This is a genomic window from Pseudomonas wenzhouensis (assembly GCF_021029445.1).
Taxonomy (GTDB): Bacteria; Pseudomonadota; Gammaproteobacteria; order Pseudomonadales; family Pseudomonadaceae; genus Aquipseudomonas; species Aquipseudomonas wenzhouensis.
On sequence record NZ_CP072610.1, the window covers coordinates 3,343,769 to 3,368,230 of the forward strand.

Genomic DNA, 24,462 nt, shown 5'->3' on the forward strand with positions numbered 1-24,462 from the left:
CCTAGGTAAAGCCGTCCACCGACAGGCGTAGGGCGACGCCCTAGGACTCACAAGCGCTTCAGCGGCACATCCGCCACATTCCCATATCCACATGAAAGTGGTCACGGTGCGCAGCGTTGTATTGCGGGCCGAGGGTGACGTTGAAGCTGTCGCAGGCGGCTTCCTGCACCAGGCGCAGAAAGCGCGCCTTGTCGCCCTGCCCCGGCCAGTCACGCAGCACGCTGATGTGCTGGCCGTCGCGCAGACGGAAGCCGACCATATCCAGCGCGTTGGCATAGGAGTGCTGGCTGGGCCGCTGGCTGCCGGCAATGCTGCGACAGGCAAAGCTGCCGACATGCTCGATGCGCGTCACCGGCTGACCGAACACCGCCTGTGCGGCGGGTTGCAGACGGTGGCGCTCGAACAGGGCGAAGCTCACCGCCAGCGGGCAAGTCGCCATGAAGCTGCTGCTCAGGCCAACGCTGGCACCCTGAATACGCACGGCATTCTCCACCGGGCAGCCAGGCTGCGGCGTGCTGTCGGCCAGGCGTGTGAAACGCAGGCCGGACGTCGCCAGCGCCAGGTCGCACAGCTCACGATCCTCGCTCAGACGCCAGAGTTTGAAAGGAGTCAGCAGGTTCGGCGCTTCACGCACATCCAGCGGCGCCCAGGGGTTGAAACGCGGCGCCACGTCCAGCCAGCCACGCCACAGCGCCAGCAGTAGCCCGGCGCCCAGCAGCAGGGCGAGAAACAGCAAACGGCCGATGATCCGTATCAGCATCTTCATGCTCCATCAGAGTAAGTCCAGCTGCTCCAGTTCCGGCTCGATCTGCAAGACAGGCAGCTCAGGCAAGCCGGGCAGGCGCTGCATCAGTTGCTCATGAAAACGCCGCGCCAACTCCGGTGCCAGGCGATTGTCGGATGTATGGGCGAAGACGTAGGGCCGCAGCCCCTGCTCGATCCAGCCGGCAACCTTGTCCAGCCAGGGCAGCATGAAGGGGTCGTTGGCCAGTAACTCGGGATGACCGATGAAACGCAGCTGCGGGCTCTGACTGAACGCGGTAGGCCGGGTCGGCAGGCGCGGTTTCTTGGCCTGCGCATGCAACACGGCCGGCGCCTGCGAGTCGCAGCTGAACAGCGCGCGCGAATCCAGGCAGATGCGCTCGATACCACGCGCGTGCAACAGGCGATTGAGCCCACGCTCGGCATCGCCTTTGGCGAAGAACTCCGGGTGACGCACCTCGATAGCCAGCGGCCCATCGCCCCAGTGTTCGATGAATGCCGCCAGCTCAGGCAAGCGCGACGGCCCGAAGCTGGCCGGCAGCTGCAGCCAGTAAGGCGCTACCCGCTCACCGAGCGGTGCCAGCAACTGGCGAAACTGCGCGACGGCATCCAGTTGCTGATACAGATCGTCGCTGTGGCTGATATCGCGCGGCAACTTGGCGCAGAAGCGAAAGTGCATCGGCATCGCCTGCGCCCAGCGCGCAACCGTCTCTTCGCTGGGACTGGCATAGAAGGTGGTGTTGCCTTCCACCGCGTTGAACACCTCGGTGTAGCGGCTGAGAAATTCCGCCGCCCGGGTATCCTGCGGATACAGCGTGGCGCGCCAGGCCGCTTCGCTCCAGGATGGACAACCCAGATAATAGGGAAGCGCAGCGCTCATCGTTCTGTGCCACGGTCCAGGCTGAAAGACGTGAGCCACGCCATGAAAGAGGGTTACGCGTACAGATCGAGTCCGAGCACTTCCTGCGCATCGAACTCGCTGGCGTAAGCGGCGGTGGTGCTGTAACTGGCCAATGCCTGAGCGGCACGGTTGCTCAGCGCGGGCTGCTGATAACCCAGATCCTGCGAACGGGTCGGCAAGCTGTCGGTGTTGGCACTGCTGGCCTGTACCCGACGAATCTGTGGCGCCGGCTCCAAACCCTGGCTGCTGGCCGGAGCAGCCGGTTGCTCACGCTGTACTTCGACCTCTCGCTGCGCCTCACGATAGGGCGTAACCGCAGTCCCCGAACGGGGGCCGCGATCTGGCGAGTAAGAGGGTAAGTAACCGTCGATCCGCATCTAGGATTGCTCGGTGGGCTCGGCTGAACAGTGGGAAATACTGGCAATGTAGCGGCGGGCAGCGCCCTTGGCAAATGCCAAGGCGGTCATGCCCCTCAGCCGCCGACCAGTTGTCATGCCGGTGGTGCTTTCGGCGTGGCCACCTGATCGCGCAGGTATACCGGCTGCGCCCGATCGGCCGGCAACGCTTCGCCACGCGCCCAGGCGAAACGAGCCAGGCTCAGCAGGTCTTCGGCGTGCGGCAGCAGGCTGCCATCCATGCCCGCAGGCCTGAGGGCGATACGCGCAGCAAAGGTGCCCCAGCCGGTGCCGGCGCCGAACCAATCACCATCGCTGCCACGCGGCGCTTCGGCCTGCTCCGGCGGCAACACGGCCTCCTGACCGAGCAGACGCATTTCGCCGGCTTCGGCGCGGTAGCACCCCCAATACACTTCGTCCATGCGCGCGTCGATGGCGGCTGCAACCTGGGTCGCGCCCTGCTCGCGCAGCGCACGCTGGGCCAGCACGGCCAGGTTGGACACCGGCAATACCGGGCGTTCCAGGGCGAAGGCCAGCCCCTGCACCACGCCGATGGCGATACGCACACCCGTAAAGGCGCCGGGACCACGGCCGAAAGCAATGCCATCCAGCGCTGAGGCGCTGATGCCCGCCTCACCCAGCAACTGCTGGATCATCGGCAACAAACGCTGCGCATGCAGGCGCGGGGCAACTTCATAGTGGCTGAGCACGCGCCCGTCATGCAGCAGCGCGACGGAGCAGGCTTCGGTTGCAGTATCGAGGGCCAGGAGAGTGGTCATTGCATTTTGACGGCTGAAGAAAAAGAGCCGGCATTAGACCGGCTCGACGCATTTTTTTCCAGCACCATGACGGCGCCCGGCTCGCGCCGGGCGACCGACGGAACTTACCAGGGCTCGACCACCGGCTCGGCCTCCCAGCCTTTGAGCGGCGCCTTGGACCAGGTGCCATAACCGGCATTGGGGAACACGATCCACTCCACACCCCATTTGCCCGACTCGTCGGCAACGGTCTTGCGCTGGGCATCGAGCGGTGTCTTGCGAAAACGCGCATCGAAGTCATGCAGCGTATCGCCCAGCAGCATGATGATCTGGTGATCGGCGCTGACGATGGCGCTCTACCTTGGGCGGGCCGAGCAGCAGCACGCTCTCCTCCGACACCTGCGGCAGGCCCAGCTTGTTCAGGGTGGCCAGGGTGTACGGCTTCTGCTCATCGGAGCGGTCGGAGATGTAGCGAATGGTCACGCCGAGCGTGTCCGCATGCTCGAGAAACTTCTTCGCACCGGGGATCAGCTCAGGGGTGCCGTCACGCTCCCAGGGCAGCCAGGTGTCCCAGGCATCGTACTGGTGACAATTGGCCAGATCACGGGCGAGCAAGGCGCTGTTGTCGATCACGGTTTCATCGAGGTCGGTGACGATGGCCAGCTTCGACGGATCCTTGGCCGCGGCCACCGCCTTGTCGAGTTTCTCGGTGGCGATGTTGTAGGCCTGCAACTGCAGCGCCTGGACTTCCGCCGACTGCTGCTGAAAGCGCAGGCCCATGGTGAACTTGGCCACGGCACAGTCCGCCTTGCCCTCGGCGGAGCTGTCGGCAAATGCCAGTGGAGCGCTCAGCAGCGATACGGCAAGGCCCAGCCAGATGCGTTTGTCGGTCATTGCATACCCTCTTCCTGATTGGTTATCGACACGCCCCGGCGCCAGCCGGGAACTGCATCATCGATACTAACGAGCCCGCAACGCAGACCCATGCTTCAGAGCGACCCAAACGTATCCGCGTTCCCAGAAACGACAAGACCCCTTTCGGGGCCTTGGTAAAACACGCCTGACGCTCTGGATTCAGTCCAGCGCAGCCAGGGTCTTTGCGGTGATCTCTTCGACACTGCCAACGCCGGGAATGTGGCTGCACTTCGGCGTACCGGTGGCGGCGGACAGCTTCTGGTAGAAATCCACCAGCGGCTTGGTCTGCGAATGGTAGACGGACAGGCGATGACGCACGGTCTCTTCCTTGTCGTCTTCACGCTGAACCAGTTCTTCACCCGTGACATCGTCCTGGCCGGCGACTTTCGGCGGGTTGTATTCGGTGTGGTAGACGCGGCCGGAAGCCGGGTGTACACGGCGGCCGGACAGACGCTTGACGATCTCTTCGTCATCCACGGCGATTTCCACCACATGATCGAGGGTCACACCGGCATCACGCAGGGCTTCGGCCTGCGGAATGGTGCGCGGGAAACCGTCGAACAGGAAGCCATTGGCGCAATCGGCCTGAGCGATGCGCTCCTTGACCAGATTGATGATCAGGTCGTCGGAGACCAGGCCACCGGCATCCATCACGCTCTTGGCCTTCAGGCCGAGTTCGGTACCCGCCTTGACCGCAGCACGCAGCATGTCGCCGGTGGAGATTTGCGGAATGCCGAATTTCTCGGTGATGTAGCGAGCCTGGGTACCTTTGCCGGCACCGGGCGCCCCCAGCAGAATCACGCGCATCGATGTGCTCCTCAAGAGTTATGTAGTAATCGGTCGGACTCGCCTCGTGGGGCCAATCTCTTGAATGTTTGCGGCAGCTGTAGCGGCCAAAAGGCTGCTCAAGATACACAGCGCACCCCGGGCGCACAAGCCGCCAAAAGTCGGATAAAACTCCTCGTTCTGGCGACGCTTGCACGCTTTTTGGCTGGGGCAGACCCTCAATTCACCAGCGCCTCCGAGCCCTTCAACCGGTGTTGCGCAAGCCGGCTGCGATACCTGCCACGCTGACCAACAGCGCCTGCTCCAGAGGGCTCTCCGGCGCCTGTTGACGTTGCCGACAGCGCGCCAACAGCTCGGCTTGCAACAGGTGCAGGGGGTCGAGATAGGTGTTGCGTACGCTGATCGATTCCAGGGTTTCCGGATTGTGCGCGAGCAGCCGCGACTGCCCGGTCAGTTCCAGCACGGCAGCGCACGCCTGCGACAATAGGTCGCGTAACTGCGCCCCCAGCGGCTGCAGTGCCGGCTCGACCAGGCGCTCGTCGTAGAGCGCAGCGATGCTGGCGTCAGCCTTGGTCAGCACCATTTCCAGCATGTCGATGCGTGTGCGGAAGAAAGGCCAGCGCTCACGCATATCCTTCAGCAACTCGGCGTCGCCCCCCGCCAACGCCTGCCCCAGCGCCTGCTCCCAGCCGAGCCAGGCCGGCAGCATCAGACGGGTCTGGGTCCAGGCGAAAATCCACGGGATGGCCCGCAGGCTCTCCACACCGCCCTCGCGCCGCTTGGCCGGGCGACTGCCCAGCGGCAAACGCCCAAGCTCCTGCTCCGGCGTGGCCTGGCGAAAATACTCGACGAACTGCGGATGCTCGCGTACCACGCCGCGATAGGCCTTGACCCCGACCTCGGCCAGGCGGTCCATCATCGCCCGCCAGCTCGGCTCCGGCGCCGGAGGCGGCAGCAGCGTGGCTTCCAGCACGGCAGCCAGGTACAGATTGAGATTCTGCTCGGCGATATCCGGCAGGCCGAACTTGAAACGGATCATCTCGCCCTGCTCGGTGGTGCGGAAACGCCCCGCCACCGAGCCCGGCGGTTGCGACAGGATGGCGGCGTGCGCCGGGCCACCCCCGCGACCGACGGTGCCACCGCGACCGTGGAACAGGAGCAACTCGACCTGATGTTCGCGGCACAGACGCACCAGCTCTTCCTGCGCGCGGTACTGTGCCCAGGCTGCAGCGGTGGTGCCGGCGTCCTTGGCCGAGTCGGAATAGCCGATCATCACTTCCTGCGGGCCATGCAGACGCGCGCGATAGCCGGGCAGGCCGAGCAGGCGGTCGACCACCGGCCCGGCATGGTCGAGATCGGCCAGCGTCTCGAACAGTGGCACCACGCGCATCGGCCGGCGCAACCCGGCCTCCTTGAGCAGCAGTTGCACCGCCAGCACATCGGAGGCGGCACCAGCCATGGAGATCACATAGGAACCCAGCGAGGCGGCAGGCGCAGCGGCCACCTCACGGCAGGTAGCGAGCACTTCGGCGGTATCGGCAGAGGGTCGATAGTCGCTCGGCAACAGCGGCCGGCGGCTGTCCAGCTCACGCTGGAGAAAGCTCAGGCGCGCCTCCTCATCCCATTCGGCATAGCGACCAAGGCCGAGGTAATCGGTGATTTCCGACAGCGCCGCCGCGTGCCGGGTAGCGTCCTGGCGCACATCGAGGCGCACCAGGAACAGACCGAAGGTCGCGGCCCGGCGCAAACAGTCGAGCAACGGCCCATCGGCGATCACGCCCATGCCACAGGCATGCAACGACTGGTAACAGAGTTGCAACGGCGCCAGCAGGTCGCGGTTGTCCTGCAGCACCGCGCGACTGGCCGGGATATCCGTCGTCAGTGCCTGCTGCGCCCAACTGCGGGTTTCACGCAGGCGTTCACGCAGTTGCTTGAGCAACGCGCGGTAAGGCTCGGCACTCTCGCCAACCTGCGCACGCAACTCGTCGCTGGCCTGCTGCATGGACAGCTCGGCGGCCAGGTTGTCGACGTCACGCAGGTACAGATCAGCCGCCATCCAGCGTGCCAGCAGCAGCACCTCGCGGGTCACCCGCGCGGTGACATTGGGATTGCCGTCGCGGTCACCGCCCATCCACGAAGCAAAGCGAATCGGCGCGGCATCCAGCGGCAGACGCAGACCGGTGGCGGCCTGTAGGCTTTGCTCGGCGCGACGCAGGAACTGCGGCACCGCCTGCCACAACGAATGCTCGATGACGGCAAAGCCCCACTTGGCCTCGTCCACCGGGCTGGGCCGGCTGCGGCGAATTTCCTCGGTATGCCAGGCCTCGGCGATCAGGCGCTGCAGACGCTCGATGATGCGCTCGCGCTCAGCCGGCAACAGGTCGCTGTGATCCAGCGCCGTCAGTTGTGCGGCGATGGCATCGTACTTCTGGATCAGGGTGCGCCGCGCCACTTCGGTGGGGTGCGCGGTCAGCACCAGCTCGATGTCCAGACGCCCCAGTTGCCGCGCCAGCTTATCGGCGTCCTGGCCGGCAGCGAGCAGGCGTTCGAGCAGCTCATCCAGCACGCGCAGCTCGAAGGGGGCCGGCTCATCCGCGCGGCGACGGCGCACGCGATGTTGTTGCTCGGCGATATTGGCCAGGTTGAGAAACTGGTTGAAGGCCCGTGCCACCGGCAGCAGCTCATCGTCATCCAGGTCACCCAGGGTGCTGCTCAGTTGCTCGGCGCCGGCGCTGGAGCCACGCCGTCCAGCCTTGGCCGACTTGCGTATACGCTCGATCTTGTCGAGAAATTCCTCGCCCAGCTGGGTGCTGATGGTGTGCCCGAGCAGTTCGCCAAGCAGGTGAACTTCCTCGCGCAGACGCGCATCGATTTCCGCCATGTCGCAGTCCTTTTCCAGTCCAGTATCGACAGAGTGCCCAGCGCGCCAGCGTCTTACAAGGGCGGCGCGGTACTGCAGCACGCCCTATGGTCTGCAGCATCTGCACGGACAGAAAGCCGGCACGCCCCTGCGCGCTCATGCGCGCTCATGCGGCGAGCCGCCGGAGTCGTTCGATATATCACCCACCCACAGCATGAGAATGCGCTGAATAAAACGTCATGAGCGACCAACTCAATGAGCATCCTGATTTATCGCTCGCTCGGCGCCCGACATACCCGCCCCATCCAACCCTCAGAAAGCCAGGAAAATAGCGCCTTTCGCTCAAGCAAGCGGCACCTTGCAGCAGCTGATCCAGACAATCGACTGACTAACCGGTCATCCATTGAGTCATGAGCAGACTGTCATTTTTTCTGAACCTTTGAAAAACCTGGCATGTCCCTATTACAGGTCCGGCATGCCGAAACCGTGTCACCCGCCTAGAGGGACACACAGAGCATGCCGCGCCATGAGCAACGGATATCGACATTCATAGGAGTGTTCAAAATGGAGTTAGCTGCCATGAAGACGCATACCGAGAACACCTCGCGCAGCCGTCTGCACGGGATCAAACTGGCTGCCCTGGTGCTGGGCAGCAGCCTGGTACTGGCCGGTTGCGCCGGCAACCCGCCAACCGAGCAATATGCCGTGACGCAGTCTGCGGTCAATGCGGCGATCAGCGCCGGCGGTACCGAATACGCCGCCGTGGAAATGAAAGCGGCACAGGACAAGCTCAAGGCAGCCGAGCTGGCCATGCACGATGAAGACTACGAGAAAGCCCGCCGTCTGGCCGAACAGGCCGAGTGGGATGCCCGAGTCGCCGAACGCAAGGCCCAGGCCGCCAAGGCCGAACAAGCTGTGCAGGACGCCCGCCAGGGTGTTCAGGAACTGCGTGAGGAAGGCATGCGCAACGCTCAGTGAGCGCCGTGCCACCCACCCATTCGCTGACAGAGCAAAGGATGAACGCCATGCGTAAACACGTGATGATCCCCGCCCTTCTGGCCCTGAGCGTTGGCCTCGCTGCCTGCTCGCACCAACCCAACGCCAATCTGGAGTCGGCGCGCAGCAACTTCTCTGCGCTGCAGAGCGATCCGCAGGCGAGCCGGGTTGCCGCCCTGGAAACCAAGGAAGCCCAGGAGTGGCTGGACAAGGCTGACAAGGCCTACATGAACAAGGACGACGAGAAGAAGGTCGACCAATTGGCCTACCTGACCAACCAGCGCGTCGAGGTGGCCAAGCAGACCATCGCCCTGCGCACCGCCGAAGCTGAATTGCAAAACAGCTCGGCGCAACGCGCCCAGGCCCTGCTCGACGCACGCGATGCACAGATCCGCAAGCTGCAGGACAGCCTCAACGCCAAGCAGACCGAGCGCGGCACCCTGGTCACCTTCGGTGATGTGCTGTTCGACTTCAACAAGGCCGAACTCAAGAGCAGCGCACTACCCAACGTTACCCAACTGGCGCGCTTTCTCCAGGAAAACCCGGAGCGCCAGGTGATCGTCGAGGGTTATACCGACAGCGTCGGCTCGGCCAGCTACAACCAGGGCCTGTCCGAGCGACGCGCCGAGGCCGTGCGTCGCGCACTGATTCGTGCCGGCGTGGAGCCGACTCGTATCGTCGCGCAAGGCTACGGCAAGGAGTACCCGGTGGCAGATAACGCCAGCGACTCCGGTCGCGCGCAGAATCGCCGTGTCGAGGTGACCATCTCCAACGATAACCAGCCTGTGGCTCCGCGTTCCTCTACCGGCGCCTGATCACAGTGCTCTAATGAAGAAACCCGCCTGATCAGGCGGGTTTCTTTTTGGTTCTTCGCATATTTTCTGGGGAAAGCGCGGGTTGCCACCGGACTGGCAATTACGTGTTAGCTATCGATGACTTGGCACTATCCGTTAGCGTGTCGTCTGATCTGATGGGTTTCGCCCCTTACGGGCGCCACACCTTGATTCGTTACGCTCACCCTTCGGGCCAGCCTGCGGCTGTTACTCCGCTTCGCTGCGTTTCCTCGTTCCGGTGCTGCTCCGGCTTACAAGGGCCGCCGTCGGTATCTCGCCGCATTCATGCGGCTCGCTCCCCTACACAACACCTCCACCCGGCCTCCTGAAGGGGACCGGGTCGCGAGCTTGCATAATTTTTGCGAAGTTGAAATTGGCGGCGTCTGGCTTTTGCCTTTGCTCTTCAGCTGCGATGGTACAGACGACGCCCAAGTCCCCTTCAGGAGGCCGAGTGGAATCACCGTGGAAGGGGTTGAGCGACATGGATGTCGCGAGAGCCGTGATGGGCCATGGATGGCCCTTCTCGGCGTGCCCCCGGAACGGTGATGGAGCGAGGGAACCCCGGCGCAGCCGGGGCCGGATGAACGGGGTGCCCTTCTCTTTGGTTACTTTCTCTTGGGCAAGCAAGAGAAAGTGACTCGCCCGTAAGGGGCGAAACCCATCAGGCCAGGCGGCGCGTTAATGGATAGGGCCAGCACCGAAGCACACACTTATTTGCCAGTCCGGTGCCAAACGCATCTTCCCCGCGAGAACGCGAAGAGCATTTCTTTTGGACGCCTGAGCTTACTGCTCCAGCGCCGGAGTCTCTTGCCCCATGCAGCGCACGGCCTGCTTCTTGTTATCCACCAGCACGCCGGTCAACCCTTTCTGCTGCATGTCGAACAGCACCAGCACGCCGTCGATGCACTGCGCCACCTGATTGGCCGGTTTCAGCGAGACCTTGTAGTCCTCGCCGGGAACGGTCTTGAGCATGGTGAAGTCGGACAACAGCAGCGCATCTTCCGGCTTGGCGAAGTGCACGTAGCCGTAGTACCAGAGCACACCGATGGTGCCAATGATGCTGGCCACGCCGGTGAGAATCAGGGGGATGGGATCACGTTCTTTCATTGCGGGGTCTCGGAAACTGAGGGAATGGACGAGTCGACAACGCCCTGCGGATCATGCAGAAAGGCCAGCAGTGCCTGGCGCCAGGCTTCCTCGGCAAAGGTCTGGACATGCCCGCCACGGGTCTCGATGAAGCGGCGCGGCGAGCGAGCCACCCGATGCAAACGGTCGCCATTGGAAAACGCCACGACCTTGTCGTCAAGGCTGTGAAAGATCAACAGCGGTAACGGCTCGAGCTGAGCAATCGAGTCGATGGCACTGTCGCCGTCCGGCACCAGCCAGGACAGGGGCACCTGCAACGGCCAGGTCAGCCAGGACTGGCTCAGCACGTCACGCGCCACATCGCGATAACGCGCCGGCACGCCATCGAGCACCAGCCCCTGCAAACGCTCGCGGCGCTCGGCATGCTGCGCCAGGTAATGCACGGCCAGGGCGCCTCCCAGGCTCTGCCCCAGCAGCGTCAGTGGCTTACCCTGCACCGCAGGCGCCTGCTCCAACCAGGTAAAGGCGGCGTCGATATCCTGATAGACCTCGGGCAACCGTGGTTTGCCGGCAGACAGGCCGTAGCCCCGGTAATCGAGCATCAGTACCTGATAGCCCTGTTCCGGCAGCCAGTGCACAGCGCCCAGGTGCCAGGCCAGATTGCCACCATTGCCATGCAGGTGCAGGATCGTGCCCCTGACCTTCAGTCCGGCCTTGGCCGGCAGCCACCAGGCATGCAGACGCGTGCCATCGGCGGCGTGCAGTTCGATATCACGATATTCCAGCCCGGCCCGTTCGGGGGTAATCGGCAATCCTGGCTCCGGGTAAAACAGCAGGCCGCTGCAACCGCTCAGCCACAGACTGGCCAGCAGCAAGACCACCAGTCGCAGGCTACTTGCCACCGGCACGCACCTCCTCGCGTGCCTGAACGGTCGCTGCATAGACGCGCTCGGCCAAACGCGAGAACGGCAGGCTCTGAATCCACACCGTACCGGTGCCCTTGAGGGTGGTCAGCAACAGCCCTTCACCGCCGAACAGCATGCTCTTCAGCCCGCCAGCCAGGGCGATGTCGTAATCGATACCGCTGCTGAAGGCGACCAGGCAGCCGGTATCGAGGCGCAGGGTTTCGTCGTTCAGCTCCTTGCGGATCACCGTACCGCCGGCATGCACGAAGGCCAGGCCATCGCCTTCGAGCTTCTGCAGGATGAAGCCCTCGCCACCGAAGAAGCCGGCGCCGATGCGTTTGGCGAAGCTGATGCCGATGCGCGTGCCATGCGCGGCGCAAAGAAAGGCATCCTTCTGGCAGATCAACCGGCCGCCGACCTGCGCCAGATCGATGGGTACCACGGTACCCGGATAAGGTGCGGCGAAGGCGACTCTTGCCTGGCCCTTGCCGGCATTGCTGAAGTGGGTCATGAACAGCGACTCGCCGGTGAGCATGCGCTTGCCGGCGCTCCACAGCTTGCCCAGCAGACCGCTGGCCGAACCATCGCCCATGCGCGTCTCGAAGCGCACGCCGTCGGTCATGTAGTTCATCGCTCCGGCCTCGGCGATCACCGTCTCGCCGGGATCGAGGATGATTTCCACCGATTGCGCGGAAGCACCGAGGATTTCGTAGTCGAGCTGATGGCTGGGCACAGGGGGAAGTCTCCTTGGTCTATCGGGCACGACGATTATCCGCTCTGGGCGCGTTCCCGCTCCAGCAAACAGCCCACGGAATCAGCCAATCATTTGCGGCCCAGTATTCGCAGGATGCGCAGGAACAGGTTAATGATGTCCATGTACAACGCAGCCGCACTGTCGATCGCGTTGTCCAGGGTCTTCGGAATCTGGTTGGCACGCCCCCAGTCGTAGCCGATATAGCCGCAGAAGATCAGTACAACGATCCAGTCGAGGATGCCGTGATGGGTGTGGAACACGAAGATTTCCACCAACTCCACGACGATCACCAGCAGCAGGGCCACGGTCAAGGCCGAGGCAATGCGCCTGAAGAATGCTGGAAATAGCGTGCCCAGAATCATCATCCCCACTGTCACCAACGCCGTGATGCGGATTGCCTCCTGTACCAGTTGCGGGTCGTAGCGGCTGACCACCAGATTGATAACCAGGCCGAACGGCACCACCACCAGGTTGTAACCGACGAAGCTCACCAAAGGATTGCTGGAACGCGCGAACAGATAGACGCCGAGCATGCACGAGGCGAAATAGCCGCCATAGAACACCCAGGGATTGAGGCTGCGTAGCCAATCGGTGCTGATGTTACCCACCATCCACCAGTTGCACATGAAGCCCCAGAGCAGTGCCAAACCAATGACCAGATTGTAGACAGCCGGGCTGATCAGCCTATCCGTGAGCTGTCCTTGCCGCTCGAAGACCGAGTGTTCCATGAGATAAGTCCTTTTACAGAGATAGTCTGGCACCAGCTCGGCACCGATCAAAGAATATTGGCGTAGTCCGCTTCGATGCGATCCAGGCTCAGATGATTGAGGAAGTTGGAGAAGCACATCCAGGCCGACAGTGCGTTCATGTCCTGAAACTGCGGAGGCAGGTACTTGGGCGGCAGTACCAGGCCTTCGTCCACCAGCTTGCGCAGGGTGCGCATGTCTTCCAGGGTGGTCTTGCCACAGAACAGCAACGGGATCTGCTCCAGCTTGCCCTTGCGCACCGCCAGCTGGATGTAGTTGTAGATCAGGATGAAGCCCTTCAGGTAGGACAGATCCTTGGTGAACGGCAGGCCGTTCGGCAGCGAGCCACGGAACACCCGGCTGGCGTTGCTGTAGCTACCCTCCATGCCGTACCCCTGCTCGCGGAAGAACTCGAACACCTGAAGAAAATCTGCCCCCTCTTCGGCCATGTGGATGGCACGGGTGCGGTTGGTCAGCTTGCGCAGGCGCGTCGGATAGGAGGCGAAGGCGATCACTTCCATGAGGATGGCCAGGCCTTCCTGGGTCACCGTCGACGAGGGCGGCCCCTTGGCCAGGAAGGTGCAGATCGGCTGGTTCAGGCCATTGAGCGTGGTGCCGACATGCACCAGACCTTCATGCACCTCCAGCGTCTTGACGTCGCGTTCGTTGAAGCGCGCATCACTGCGGATCTTGATGTAGTCGGCGCCAGCAGCGGCATCGGCAAGGATGCCATCGGACTCGAACACGCGGATGGTATCGTCGCCGAACACCCCGGCCAGACGCTGCTGCAGGATATTTACGGCATCACTGGCATCAAGGTTCTTGGCCTCGTCCTCCAGATCACCACGGGCTGCGATGTTGTTGAGGTAATCCGACAGCATCAGGCCCAGGTCGGCCAGGGTCGGGTCACCGGCGTGGAAGGCATCGGAGGCGGCGCCATACAGCTCCTGGCTGATCAGGCCGAAGTCCTCGGTGCCGCGTGCCTCGAGCATGCGGATGACCATGCGGTATTCCTTGCACATGCGCCGCATGATCTGCCCGACCGGGTTGAACTGGCCGAGCTGACGGGTGATATCACGCTCGATGTTCTGGAATTCCAGCTTCTTCGCTTGCGCGTCAAAGGCCAGCGGCCGACTCAGGTAGTAGTCGCGATCCACCGCCGGTGGCTGCTTGCCCTTGGCCTGGAGAAACGCTTCACGGATGCCGTCATCCCATTTCACCGCATCCAGTACGCGGATCGGGGTCTGCGCCTCGACGATACGGTCGCTGAGAGCGCGAATGCAGAGTTGGTAGTCGTCCAGTTTTTGCGGGCTGCTCATTACGATTCCTATTCGGCCACCCGCTGGTAACGCGCCACCTCGACGAACAGATCGGCATTGGCCGGATCGTCGAGATAGGCGAACACCTTGTCCAGCGGGCTGGTGATCAGTGCGCCGTCAGCCTCCGGCATGGTGATGGTCTGTCCTTCCAGCAGCCCCTTGTCCATGTCCTGCAGGATGCGGTCGGTATCCAGGTTGTACAGCACCAGCTCGTTGCCACGGGTCAGCTCGAAACCGGCAATGGCGAAGTTGGCCCCCAGACTTTTCGGCAAACCCGCCGAAAGGTACCAGCGACGGCCATGATGGGCGACGGTAAAGCCGAAGGTCTCGACACTGTCTTCATTGTCGATACTGCCCTCATAGATACGCGCCTGATAGAGGTTGGAGCCGGCACGGGTGATCTCCAGATAGAGCTGATCCCCCCATTCGTCCTGGCGGGTCCACTCACCCAGCAGCGGCATGGGCGCCGCCTCGTTGGCCGGGATCGGATCCTTGAAGGTGACCAGGCAACCGCTCAACAGCAGGAAGGACAGGGCGACCAGTGCGCGCCAGGCTTTCATTACGCTCTCCTTGTGAAAACCACTGACTGGTTGGACCTCAAAGCCCGAGCACCAGATTCATGTAACGTTTAAGAATGGCCAGCATTGCCTGACTGTCCAGATTTTCGACACCGTCCAACAGCCCCTGATACTCCATCTGCATGATGGTGGCCGTCAACAGCACGGCATCCTGCTCGGGCTGGCGTGAACCAATCGCGACAAAAAAGTGGGTAATACCCTGCTGCAGGATCTGCCGATGCGCATGCGCAAGACCGCGCAAACGTGGGTTGAGCAGCGCCTCACGGAGGAATGCCTGCTCGGCAAGCAAGTGATCATGACGCTCACGCAACTGATGCTGCACGTACCGCACTGCCAGTTCGGCGACTTCTTCGGCCAGTTGCCGACGCGCCTGCTCGCTGCCATCGCAGCGTCCGAGCATGGCCTCGAGCGTGCTCTGGATGCCGGTCCAGAACTCCGCCATCTGCGCCGCGCTGCGTTCGACGAACTGGGAGAAGGTATCGCTGATCAGGTCATTGATATCCTTGAAATAGTAGGTCGTGGCCGAGAGTGGCACCTGCGCCTCGGTCGCTACCGCACGGTGACGCACCGCGCGTACGCCATCGCGCACGATGATGCGCATGGCGGCATCGAGAATCGCCTGACGACGCTGCTCACTGCCCTGACGGCTGGCCTTGCGCCCCTGGTACTGAACACTGCCGAGAATGTCATGAGCGGCCTGGGCGGCATTCGGGGAGGCAGATGGGAAATTCAAGATGGGGCGGCCTCCGGTGAGTTGGCGATGGCAAGCAGAGTAAACGCTTGGACAGCCAACCAAAAGGCTCCGTTTCGTTTGCCAGCCCGTCCCCCGGAGAAATCGCCTTGAATGCCCGAGTTACAGACAGCAAAAAGCCGCCCGAGGGCGGCTTTCCGTATGGCCGTCAGGCCTGCGGACGCATGTGCGGGAAGAGGATGACGTCACGGATCGACGGCGAGTTGGTCAGCAGCATCACCAGACGGTCGATGCCGATGCCTTCACCGGCGGTGGGCGGCATGCCGTATTCCAGGGCACGCACGAAGTCGGCGTCGTAGTGCATGGCTTCGTCGTCACCGGCGTCCTTCTCGGCCACCTGGGCGAGGAAGCGCTCGGCCTGGTCTTCGGCGTCATTGAGCTCGGAGTAGGCGTTGGCGATCTCGCGACCACCGATGAACAGCTCGAAGCGGTCGGTCACGGCCGGATTCTGGTCGTTGCGACGCGCCAGCGGCGACACCTCGAACGGGTACTCGGTGATGAAGTGCGGCTGCTCCAGCTTGCTCTCCACCAGTTCCTCGAAAATCATCACCTGCAGCTTGCCCAGGCCTTCATGGCCGAGCACCTTGGCGCCGGCTTTCTTGGCGATGGAGCGGGCCTTCTCGACATCGTTCAGGTCGGCTTCGCTGATATCCGGGTTGTACTTGAGGATCGAGTCGTACACCGACAGGCGCACGAACGGCTCGCCGAAGTGGAATACCTTGTCGCCGTAGGGCACGTCGGTGCTGCCCAGCACGGCCAGGGCCAGTTCGCGGAACAGCTCCTCGGTCAGGTCCATGTTGTCGCGGTAGTCGGCGTAGGCCTGGTAGAACTCGAGCATGGTGAACTCGGGATTGTGCCGGGTCGAAACGCCTTCGTTACGGAAGTTGCGGTTGATCTCGAACACCTTTTCAAAACCGCCAACAACCAACCGCTTGAGGTACAGCTCAGGGGCGATACGCAGGAACATGGCCATGTCCAGCGCATTGTGGTGCGTCTCGAACGGCTTGGCCGCAGCGCCACCGGGGATGGTCTGCAGCATCGGGGTTTCCACTTCGAGGAAGCCGCGCTCGTTGAGGAAGCGGCGGATGTGCGCGATCACCTGCGAACGTACGCGGAAGGTGTGGCGGGTTTCCTCGTTGACGATCAGGTCGACGTAACGCTGGCGATAGCGCTGCTCGGTGTCGGTCAGGCCGTGGTGCTTGTCCGGCAGCGGGCGCAGCGACTTGGTCAGCAGGCGCACGTTGTTCATGTGCACGTACAGGTCGCCCTTGCCGGAGCGCGCCAGGGTGCCTTCGGCGGCGATGATGTCGCCCAGATCCCAGGTCTTGATCGCTTCCAGGGTTTCGGCCGGCAGGCCCTTGCGGTCGACATAGACCTGCAGGCGACCGGAAGTGTCCTGCAGCACCATGAAGGCGCCACGGTTGAGCATGATGCGCCCGGCGATCTTCACCGGGATGGCGGCGGCTTCCAGCTCTTCCTTGCTCTTGCCCTCGTACTGTTTCTGCAGGTCGGCGCACAGGCTGTCGCGGCGGAAATCATTGGGGAAGGCAATGCCCTGCTCACGGACGGCAGCAAGCTTTTCCTTGCGCTGGGCAATCAGCTTGTTTTCTTCCTGTTGCAGTTCGTTGTGGTCGAGTTGTTGGTCGCTCATGGTCGCTTTATCTGCCTGGCGTGTCGTACAAAATTTGAGCAGGCGCCGCATGAGCGGTGCCTGCAGATAAGTTACTGGGCTTACAGGCCCTGCTTGAGGCTGGCTTCGAGATAACCGTCGAGGTCACCGTCGAGCACCTTCTGGCAGTCACTGCGCTCGACGCCGGTGCGCAGATCCTTGATGCGCGAGTCGTCGAGCACGTAGGAGCGGATCTGATGGCCCCAGCCGATATCCGACTTGCTGTCTTCCAGCGCCTGCGAGGCGGCGTTGCGCTTCTGCATCTCCAGCTCGTACAACTTGGCCCGCAGCATTTTCATGGCGGTGTCCTTGTTGGCGTGCTGGGAACGTTCGTTCTGGCAGGCCACCACGGTGTTGGTCGGCACGTGGGTGATACGCACCGCCGAATCGGTGGTGTTGACGTGCTGACCACCGGCGCCGGAGGAGCGGTAGGTGTCGATGCGCAGATCGGCCGGGTTGATCTCGATCTCCACCTTGTCGTCGATCTCGGGGGACACGAACACCGCCGAGAACGAGGTGTGACGACGCGCGCCGGAGTCGAACGGGCTCTTGCGCACCAGGCGGTGCACGCCGCTCTCGGTGCGCAGCCAGCCGAAGGCGTACTCGCCCTTGATGTGCACGGTGGCGCCCTTGATCCCGGCGACCTCCCCCTCGGACAGCTCGACGATCTCGGCAGTGAAGCCGCGCTTGTCGGCCCAGCGCAGGTACATGCGCAGCAGGATGTTGGCCCAGTCCTGGGCCTCGGTACCGCCGGAGCCGGCCTGGATGTCCAAGTAGCAGTTGTTGGCATCCATCTCGCCGCTGAACATGCGGCGGAATTCCAGCTTCTCAAGGATTTCGCGCAGGCGCTCGACTTCGGCGACGATATCGTTCACCGCACCTTCGTCGTTTTCTTCGGCGGCCATTTCCAGCAGATCCCTGGAATCGGCCAGACTACCGGTGAGGTCATCGATGGTTTCGACGATCTGCGCCAGCATGGCGCGCTCACGGCCCAGCGCTTGCGCGTACTCGGGCTTGTTCCAGACGCTGGCGTCCTCCAGCTCGCGGTTTACTTCGACCAGGCGATCATGCTTGTGATCGTAGTCAAAGATACCCCCGAATTGACTGGGTGCGTTCGGACAGGTCCTTGATGGCGTTGAGGATCGGATTGATTTCCATGGTAGTGGCGCTCGCGGCAAATCGGACGGAAAAGCCGGTGATTATACCCGAGCCAGCACAGGCTGGCAGCCCACTATTGCGAGTGGATCACGCCACAGCAGATCGACGGCGCACTATACTCAGCGCACAGCCGAATGCAGTGGCCCACTCTGGAATCCCTCATGCCCGCCTCGTACAGCCTGCGCAGCCAGATCGCCCTTTTCATCGCCTTGCTGGTCAGCGCACTGAGCTGGCTGCTGGGCACGCTGATTGGTCAGCACAGCAGTCAGCAAATTCGCCAGGATCAGGGCCGCAGCATGGCCGAGGTATCCTACGTGATGGTCGACCGTCTGGATCGTGACATGGCCTCGCGCGCCGCCGTATTGCGCGTGCTCGGCAACCTGCAGACGCTGCGCCAGCCCGATGACGCCAGCGAAGTGCGACGCCTGCTCGACAGCCTGCAGCAGGAAATCCCCAGCATCGCCTGGATCGGCTTCACTGACCCGAACGGCCAGGTTCTGGCCTCCAGCAACGGCATTCTGGAGGGTGTCAGCATCGCCCAGAGACCGGTCTACCTGGAGGGACGCAACGGCTTGTTCATCGGTGACGTGCACGAAGCCGTGCTGCTGGCCAAGTTGCTGCCCAACCCAAGCGGCGAAGCGATGAAGTTCGTCGATATCAGCCTGCCTATTCTCGCCAGCGACGGCAGCCTGACTGGTGTTCTGGCCAGCCATCTGTCCTGGGCCTGGGCCGATGAGGTGCGTCGGACGATTCTCGGCCCCATGCAGGATCGGCGCAATGTCGAGTTCTTCGTCATCGGCCAGGATCGGGGCATTCTGCTCGGCCCGCATCAGATGATCGGGCAGAAACTCGAACTGCCCGCGCTGGAAGGGCTACAGCCCGGTAAAAGCCGCTGGCAGGTGCAACAGTGGCCTGACGGCAATGAGTACCTCACGGGCCTGACCCTGAGCCAGGGCTACCAGGATTACCCGGGGCTGGGCTGGACGGTCGTGGCACGTCAGCCGCTGGAGCTGGCTTACGCTCCGGCACGCGATTTGTTGCAGAGCATCCTGCTCTGGGGCTCAGGCCTGGCACTGCTGTTCGCCCTGCTCGGCTGGCTGCTGAGCGGCTATTTCATCCGCCCGCTACGACAGATTGCCAACGCCGCCGATCACCTCAGCGCGGGTGAGATCAGCGAAATACCCAACCTCAGAGGCAGCCGCGAAATCGAGCAACTGAGCCAGTCGATTCGCCATCTGGTGAACAGCCTGACCCAGCAGCAGACCGCACTGGGGATGATGGAAAGCCTGGCCCATCATGACGCCCTGACCGGCCTGCCCAACCGCATGGCACTGGAAAAATTCCTGCCTCAGGCCCAGCAACGCAGCCGCCTGCAGCATGGTTGTCTGGCCATACTCTATCTCGACCTCGATGCCTTCAAACCGGTCAACGACACCTATGGCCACGTCGCCGGCGATCACCTGCTCCGCGAGATTGCCCAGCGTCTGCGTGGCTGCCTGCGTGACGGCGACCTGGTCGCGCGCCTGGGCGGCGACGAGTTTCTCATGGTGCTGCAAGTACCAGCGCAGGACGCACAGCATCACGCGCGCCTGGTCGCTGAACGCGCCATCGCAGCGCTCGGCCAGCCCGTCGCGCTGGAGGCCGGCGAAGCGCGCGTCGGCTGCAGTATCGGCGGTGCAATCTGGCCCGTTGATCACGCAGACCTCGACAGCGTCCTGCAACTGGCCGACGAGGCGCTTTACCAGGCCAAGGATGCCGGACGCAACCGCGCCGTGTTCCATGTCAGCTCGACGAGCGGGCACAACTAAGCCGCACCTCAGTCGCCAGCCGCTACACGAACCGACTGCGCGTCCTCGGCGATCATCTGCGCAGCCTTCTCGGCGATCATCAGCACTGGCGAACAGGTATTGCCCGAGGTGATGCTCGGCATGATCGAGGCATCGACCACGCGCAGTCCGGCGATGCCATGCACACGCAGACGGGCATCCACGACGGCATCACGGCCCTGGCCCATGGCACAGGTACCCACCGGATGGAAGATGGTGGTGCCGATCTCGCCCGCCGCGCGCTGCAGGTCTTCTTCACTGCGATAGTCCGGGCCAGGCTTGTATTCCTGCGGTCGGTAACGGGCCAGTGCCGGCGCGGCAACGATGCGCCGGGTCAGGCGAATGGCATCGGCGGCCACGCGCAGATCACGCTCGTCGCTCAGGTAGTTGGGGCGAATCAGCGGCGCCGCACCGGCATCAGCCGAGGCGATTGCCACGCTGCCACGGCTATGGGGGCGCAGGTGGCATACCGAAGCGGTAAAGGCCGGGAAGTCATGCAAGGGCTCACCAAAGCGCTCCAGTGACAGCGGCTGTACGTGATATTGCAGGTTGGCGCGCGCCTGCTCGGGGTCGGATTTGGCGAAAGCGCCCAACTGGCTTGGCGCCATCGACAGCGGCCCGCTGCGCTTGAGCAGGTACTCCAGGGCCATGCCAAGCTTGCCCCAGGGCGTAGCGGCAATGCGGTTGAGCGTCTTCACGCCACTGACGCGGTAGATCAGGCGCAGTTGCAGGTGATCCTGCAGATTCTCACCAACACCGGGCAACTCGTGCCTGACACCGATCCCCAGTTTCTCCAGCAGCGGCCTGGGGCCGATGCCGGAGCGTTGCAGCAAGGCCGGCGAGCCGATGGCGCCGGCGCAAAGCAGGATCTCGCGGCGCGCCGCAATGCGCAGTGCCTGCCCTTGCCAACGCAGATGCAGCGCACGGACACGACCGTCAGCCAGTTCCAGTCGCTCGGCTTCGGCGCCGGTCAGCACCTGCAGATTGGGGCGCTGGCGGATATCACGCAAAAAGGCCTTGGAAGCATTCCAACGCACACCGCGCTTCTGGTTGACCTGAAAGTAGCTGCAGCCTTCGTTGTCACCGCCATTGAAGTCATCGACGCTGGCAATGCCACTCTGCGCCGCAGCATCACGGAAGGCTTCGAGAATTTCCCAGGACAAGCGCTGGCGCTCGACCCGCCATTCGCCGTCGCCACCATGCAGCTCGCTGGCGCCGGCAAAGTGGTGCTCCGAGCGCTTGAACAGGGGCAGCACATCGCGCCAGGCCCAGCCGGGATTACCCGCTACCGCCCAGCCATCATAATCCGCCGCCTGACCGCGCATGTAGATCATGCCGTTGATCGAGGAACTGCCGCCCAGCACGCGACCGCGCGGGTACTTCAGCGCGCGGCCATGCAGACCGGGATCGGCCTCGGTACTGTAGCACCAGTCGGTACGCGGGTTACCGATGCAGTACAGGTAGCCGACCGGAATGTGGATCCAGGGGTAGTTGTCGCGCCCGCCCGCCTCGACCAGCAACACACTGACGCCAGGGTCGGCAGACAGCCGATTGGCCAACAGACAGCCGGCCGGACCGGCACCGACGATCAGGTAGTCATAGGCATCCAAGGGCGCTTGCGACATGGGCATCCTCGCGTGTCGTTCTTGTCGTTGGTCTTCAGCCTAAAACAAGCCGGGGGCCGGGATGAATGGTCTTTTGGTCTGATGCGCATGCTGAATGCGCCTTCATCGCCTGGCAGCTATGGTGAAGCACCTGCGCTCTGCGCTTTACTTGCGCGTAATCCTGCCAGAGCCCACCCGTGATGCCACCAGCGCCAGCCAGCACGCCACACAAGCCCCTTCCCCGCTTATCGCGACAGCGCGGCTGGCTGCGCTGGCTTCCGGGGCTGCAAACGCTCAGGGACTATCGCCTGGCCTGGCTGCCGAAGGACATTGCCGCCGGCCTGGTGCTGACCACCATGCTGGTGCCGGTGGGCATTGCCTATGCCGAGGCGTCCGGCGTGCCGGGCATCTATGGTCTGTACGCGACCATCGTGCCGCTGCTGGCCTACGCGCTGTTCGGCCCCAGCCGGATTCTCGTGCTCGGCCCGGACTCGGCCCTGGCGGCACTGATTCTCGCCGTGGTGCTGCCGCTCTCCGGCGGCGATCCGATGCGTGCGGTGACGCTGGCCAGCATGATGGCCATAGTGGCCGGCCTCACCTGCCTGATTGCCGGATTGCTGCGCCTGGGCTTCATCACCGAACTGCTGTCCAAGCCCATCCGCTATGGCTACATGAACGGTATCGCGCTGAGCGTGCTGATTAGCCAGACGCCCAAGTTGTTCGGTTTCTCCATCGACAGCCAGGGTTCGCTCAGTGATATCCAGGCCATCGTCAGCGCGCTGAGCGAGGGCCAGGTTCATCTCTACAGCCTGCTCGTCGGCGTCGGCACCCTGACCTTGATCCTGCTGCTGAGCCGCTTCCGGCAATTGCCCGGCATCCTCATCGCCGTGACCCTGGCAACCCTGGCGGTCGCTCTGTTCGATCTCGATAGCCAGGGCGTGCAGGTGCTCGGCGAACTGCCCCAGGGGCTACCCAGCTTCACCCTGCCCTGTCTCAGCGGTGTCGATCTGGCCAGCGTAGTGCTGGGTGGTATCGCCGTTGCCCTGGTCGCGTTCGCCGACACCAGCGTGCTGTCGCGCACCTACGCAGCCCGTACCGGACGCCCGGTAGACCCCAATCAGGAGCTGGTCGCCCTGGGTGCGGCAAATCTGGCCGGCGGCTTGTTCCAGGGCTTTCCCATCAGCAGCAGCGCGTCACGCACACCGGTGGCCGAAGCAGCAGGTGCCAAGACCCAGATCGCCGGCGTGGTCGGCGCCCTGAGTGTCGCTCTACTGCTAGTACTGGCCCCAGATCTGATGCAATACCTGCCCACCAGTGCCTTGGCTGCGGTGGTGATTGCCGCCGTTATCGGCCTGTTCGTGGTCAGCGATCTGCTGCGCATCTTCCGCGTGCAGCAATGGGAGTTCTGGCTGTCGATGGCCTGCTTCGCCGGCGTGGTGACCTTCGGCGTGATCCCCGGCATCGGCATTGCCGTGGTGCTGGCGGTGATCGAATTTCTCTGGGACGGCTGGCGCCCGTACTACACCGTTCTCGGCCAGGTGGAGGGCATCCGTGGCTACCATGACATCAAGCGACACCCCGATGCGCGACAGATCCCCGGCCTGTTGCTGTTTCGCTGGGACGCACCGCTGTTCTTCGCCAATGCCGAGCTGTTTCAGCAATGCCTCTTGCAGGCGCTGGAAAGCGCTCCGGCACCGGTACGCCGCGTGGTGATCGCGGCCGAGCCGGTTACCAGCATCGACGTGACCTCTGCCGATATGCTCGGCGAGCTGGAGCGCATGCTCGCCGAGGCCGGCATCGAACTGCACTTCGCAGAGGTGAAGGGGCCACTCAAGGACAAGCTGCGGCGCTTCGGCCTACTGCACGACGGTCAGGCACGGCACCTGCAACCGACCGTTGGCGCGGCGGTCGATGCCTACCTGAACGATCATGGGGGTGAGGCGATGCCGGGACATGCCCGGCATGCGGATTGAAACGAGAACACGGCTCAGACGCCAGCCGGCAGTACGCGTACCTGAGCCTCCAGCTCGCTCTTCAGCGCCAGTGGCAGCTTCAGTTGACGCGCCAACTCCTCAAGGTAGGCGCGCTCCATGAAGTGCTCCTCATCGACCATCAGCACGCTGGCCAGGTACATCTCTGCGGCCATTTCCGGCGTGCTGGCAGCACGCGCGACGTCGGCCGGATCCAGCGGCTTGTTCAGTTCGGTGTGCAGCCAGCTCTGCAACTCAGCGTCCTGCGCCAGCTTGCCCAGTTCTTCTTCGATCAACTGCCGCTCACGTTCATCGACATGCCCATCGGCCTTGGCTGCCGCCACCAATGCCTTGAGAATGGCGCGACTGTGCTGTTCGACCTGCGGCGCCGGCAAGCGATCCAGGGTTTGCGGCTCGACCGGCTGCGCGCCACCCTGCTGGGCTTGCTGCGCCTGCCAGTTGCCGTAGGCCTTGTAGGCAAGCACGCCCAGTGCAGCCAGACCGCCATACACCGCCACCTTGCCACCGACCTTGCGTACCCGCTTGTTGCCCAACAGCATGGCCAGCGCTGCACCGCCACCGGCGCCCTTGAGCATCGAGCCGAGATCGCTGCCGCCCCCCTTGCCGGCAGCACCACCGAGCAGGCCGCCCAGTGCGCCTCCCAGGCCGGAAGAGGACGAACCAGCGCCCTTCTGCTGCAGCATGTCCTGACCGGATTTGAGCAGTTGATCGAGCAAGCCACGGGTATTCATCGCGCATTCTCCTGAGGAAATCTCGCCGAGTGTAGGCTTCGGCCGCTGGCCCGGCAGCCAGCTGAATGCTTCCAGATATTACCGCCAGGGGCGCTTGACAGCCCGCACCAGCACCCACGCCCAGCGACGAACGATTTC

The 24,462-nt window shown here is 63.4% G+C and carries 23 protein-coding genes; 4 read left to right on the top strand and 19 right to left on the bottom strand.

The annotated features are described in order from the left end of the window. Positions 1–58 precede the first annotated feature (58 nt). From J7655_RS15430 to ppc, 8 genes are all read right to left on the bottom strand, one after another. The gene (locus J7655_RS15430; RefSeq protein ID WP_230925196.1) at positions 59–760 is read right to left on the bottom strand and encodes an extensin-like domain-containing protein; all 702 of its coding nucleotides are present in this window, start codon (positions 758–760) and stop codon (positions 59–61) included. Positions 761–772: 12 nt separating this feature from the next. Next, positions 773–1,642: a DUF72 domain-containing protein gene (locus tag J7655_RS15435; protein ID WP_230925197.1), complete on the bottom strand. Its 870-nt coding sequence runs from the start codon at positions 1,640–1,642 to the stop codon at positions 773–775. A gap of 53 nt (positions 1,643–1,695) precedes the next feature. Further along, entirely contained in the window at positions 1,696–2,040 is a 345-nt protein-coding gene (locus J7655_RS15440; protein ID WP_230925198.1) for a hypothetical protein, read from the bottom strand. A 113-nt stretch (positions 2,041–2,153) separates the two neighbouring features. Further along, positions 2,154–2,837 carry a tRNA (adenosine(37)-N6)-threonylcarbamoyltransferase complex dimerization subunit type 1 TsaB gene (gene tsaB, locus J7655_RS15445; RefSeq protein WP_230925199.1) on the bottom strand — a complete coding sequence of 228 codons (684 nt, stop codon included), beginning with the start codon at positions 2,835–2,837 and terminating at the stop codon, positions 2,154–2,156. 104 nt (positions 2,838–2,941) lie between these two features. Then, positions 2,942–3,139, bottom strand: coding sequence for a hypothetical protein (locus J7655_RS15450; protein ID WP_230925200.1), 198 nt, complete (start codon positions 3,137–3,139; stop codon positions 2,942–2,944). Next, on the bottom strand, positions 3,114–3,710 hold the full coding sequence (locus tag J7655_RS15455; protein ID WP_230925201.1) for an HAD family acid phosphatase: 597 nt from the start codon (positions 3,708–3,710) through the stop codon (positions 3,114–3,116). Before J7655_RS15455 ends, J7655_RS15450 begins: the two co-directional genes overlap by 26 nt. Positions 3,711–3,890: 180 nt before the next feature. After that, the gene (gene adk, locus J7655_RS15460) at positions 3,891–4,538 is read right to left on the bottom strand and encodes an adenylate kinase (protein WP_230925202.1); all 648 of its coding nucleotides are present in this window, start codon (positions 4,536–4,538) and stop codon (positions 3,891–3,893) included. Positions 4,539–4,761: 223 nt separating this feature from the next. Beyond that, positions 4,762–7,398: a phosphoenolpyruvate carboxylase gene (gene ppc, locus J7655_RS15465; protein ID WP_230925203.1), complete on the bottom strand. Its 2,637-nt coding sequence runs from the start codon at positions 7,396–7,398 to the stop codon at positions 4,762–4,764. A 543-nt stretch (positions 7,399–7,941) separates the two neighbouring features. Between ppc and J7655_RS15470 the strand changes: the two genes are divergently transcribed. Next, entirely contained in the window at positions 7,942–8,355 is a 414-nt protein-coding gene (locus J7655_RS15470; protein ID WP_187272877.1) for a DUF4398 domain-containing protein, read from the top strand. Positions 8,356–8,402: 47 nt separating this feature from the next. Next, positions 8,403–9,188, top strand: a complete 786-nt coding sequence (gene lptF, locus J7655_RS15475; RefSeq protein WP_230925204.1) for a lipotoxin F family OmpA-related lipoprotein LptF — start codon at positions 8,403–8,405, stop codon at positions 9,186–9,188. An 801-nt stretch (positions 9,189–9,989) separates the two neighbouring features. On the opposite strand, the gene J7655_RS15480 is transcribed toward lptF, so the two are convergent. The 9 genes from J7655_RS15480 to prfB form a co-directional block, all read right to left on the bottom strand. Continuing rightward, positions 9,990–10,313, bottom strand: coding sequence for a PA3694 family proteiin (locus tag J7655_RS15480; protein WP_230925205.1), 324 nt, complete (start codon positions 10,311–10,313; stop codon positions 9,990–9,992). After that, positions 10,310–11,233, bottom strand: a complete 924-nt coding sequence (locus tag J7655_RS15485) for an alpha/beta hydrolase (RefSeq protein ID WP_420850888.1) — start codon at positions 11,231–11,233, stop codon at positions 10,310–10,312. Before J7655_RS15485 ends, J7655_RS15480 begins: the two co-directional genes overlap by 4 nt. Then, positions 11,184–11,930: a TIGR00266 family protein gene (locus J7655_RS15490; RefSeq protein ID WP_230925207.1), complete on the bottom strand. Its 747-nt coding sequence runs from the start codon at positions 11,928–11,930 to the stop codon at positions 11,184–11,186. The genes J7655_RS15485 and J7655_RS15490 overlap by 50 nt, the downstream gene beginning before the upstream one ends. Positions 11,931–12,019: 89 nt before the next feature. After that, a complete protein-coding gene (locus J7655_RS15495) occupies positions 12,020–12,679 on the bottom strand; it encodes a Bax inhibitor-1 family protein (RefSeq protein WP_230925208.1) in 660 nt (219 codons plus the stop codon). A gap of 47 nt (positions 12,680–12,726) precedes the next feature. Then, complete coding sequence (locus J7655_RS15500; RefSeq protein ID WP_230925209.1) at positions 12,727–14,016, bottom strand: flavohemoglobin expression-modulating QEGLA motif protein; 1,290 nt, start codon at positions 14,014–14,016, stop codon at positions 12,727–12,729. An 8-nt stretch (positions 14,017–14,024) separates the two neighbouring features. Continuing rightward, positions 14,025–14,576, bottom strand: coding sequence for a hypothetical protein (locus J7655_RS15505; RefSeq protein WP_230925210.1), 552 nt, complete (start codon positions 14,574–14,576; stop codon positions 14,025–14,027). Between the two features lie 37 nt (positions 14,577–14,613). Then, positions 14,614–15,327, bottom strand: a complete 714-nt coding sequence (locus J7655_RS15510; protein ID WP_230925211.1) for a TetR/AcrR family transcriptional regulator — start codon at positions 15,325–15,327, stop codon at positions 14,614–14,616. A gap of 166 nt (positions 15,328–15,493) precedes the next feature. After that, the gene (gene lysS, locus J7655_RS15515) at positions 15,494–16,996 is read right to left on the bottom strand and encodes a lysine--tRNA ligase (protein ID WP_230925212.1); all 1,503 of its coding nucleotides are present in this window, start codon (positions 16,994–16,996) and stop codon (positions 15,494–15,496) included. A gap of 80 nt (positions 16,997–17,076) precedes the next feature. Next, positions 17,077–18,172, bottom strand: a protein-coding gene (gene prfB, locus J7655_RS15520) for a peptide chain release factor 2 (protein ID WP_230925213.1) whose coding sequence is annotated in 2 segments (ribosomal slippage) — positions 17,077–18,099 and positions 18,101–18,172 — 1,095 coding nt in all. Because the reading frame shifts where the segments join, the coding sequence is not laid out codon by codon here. Between the two features lie 161 nt (positions 18,173–18,333). Between prfB and J7655_RS15525 the strand changes: the two genes are divergently transcribed. Next, a complete protein-coding gene (locus J7655_RS15525) occupies positions 18,334–19,980 on the top strand; it encodes a sensor domain-containing diguanylate cyclase (protein ID WP_230925214.1) in 1,647 nt (548 codons plus the stop codon). 8 nt (positions 19,981–19,988) lie between these two features. Here J7655_RS15525 and J7655_RS15530 read toward each other — a convergent pair whose 3' ends face one another. Then, a complete protein-coding gene (locus J7655_RS15530; RefSeq protein WP_230925215.1) occupies positions 19,989–21,623 on the bottom strand; it encodes a GMC family oxidoreductase in 1,635 nt (544 codons plus the stop codon). A 179-nt stretch (positions 21,624–21,802) separates the two neighbouring features. Here J7655_RS15530 and J7655_RS15535 point away from each other — a divergent pair, with 179 nt between their 5' ends. After that, positions 21,803–23,575, top strand: coding sequence for a SulP family inorganic anion transporter (locus J7655_RS15535; protein ID WP_230925216.1), 1,773 nt, complete (start codon positions 21,803–21,805; stop codon positions 23,573–23,575). A gap of 14 nt (positions 23,576–23,589) precedes the next feature. Here J7655_RS15535 and J7655_RS15540 read toward each other — a convergent pair whose 3' ends face one another. Then, entirely contained in the window at positions 23,590–24,324 is a 735-nt protein-coding gene (locus tag J7655_RS15540; RefSeq protein WP_230925217.1) for a tellurite resistance TerB family protein, read from the bottom strand. Positions 24,325–24,462 lie beyond the last annotated feature (138 nt).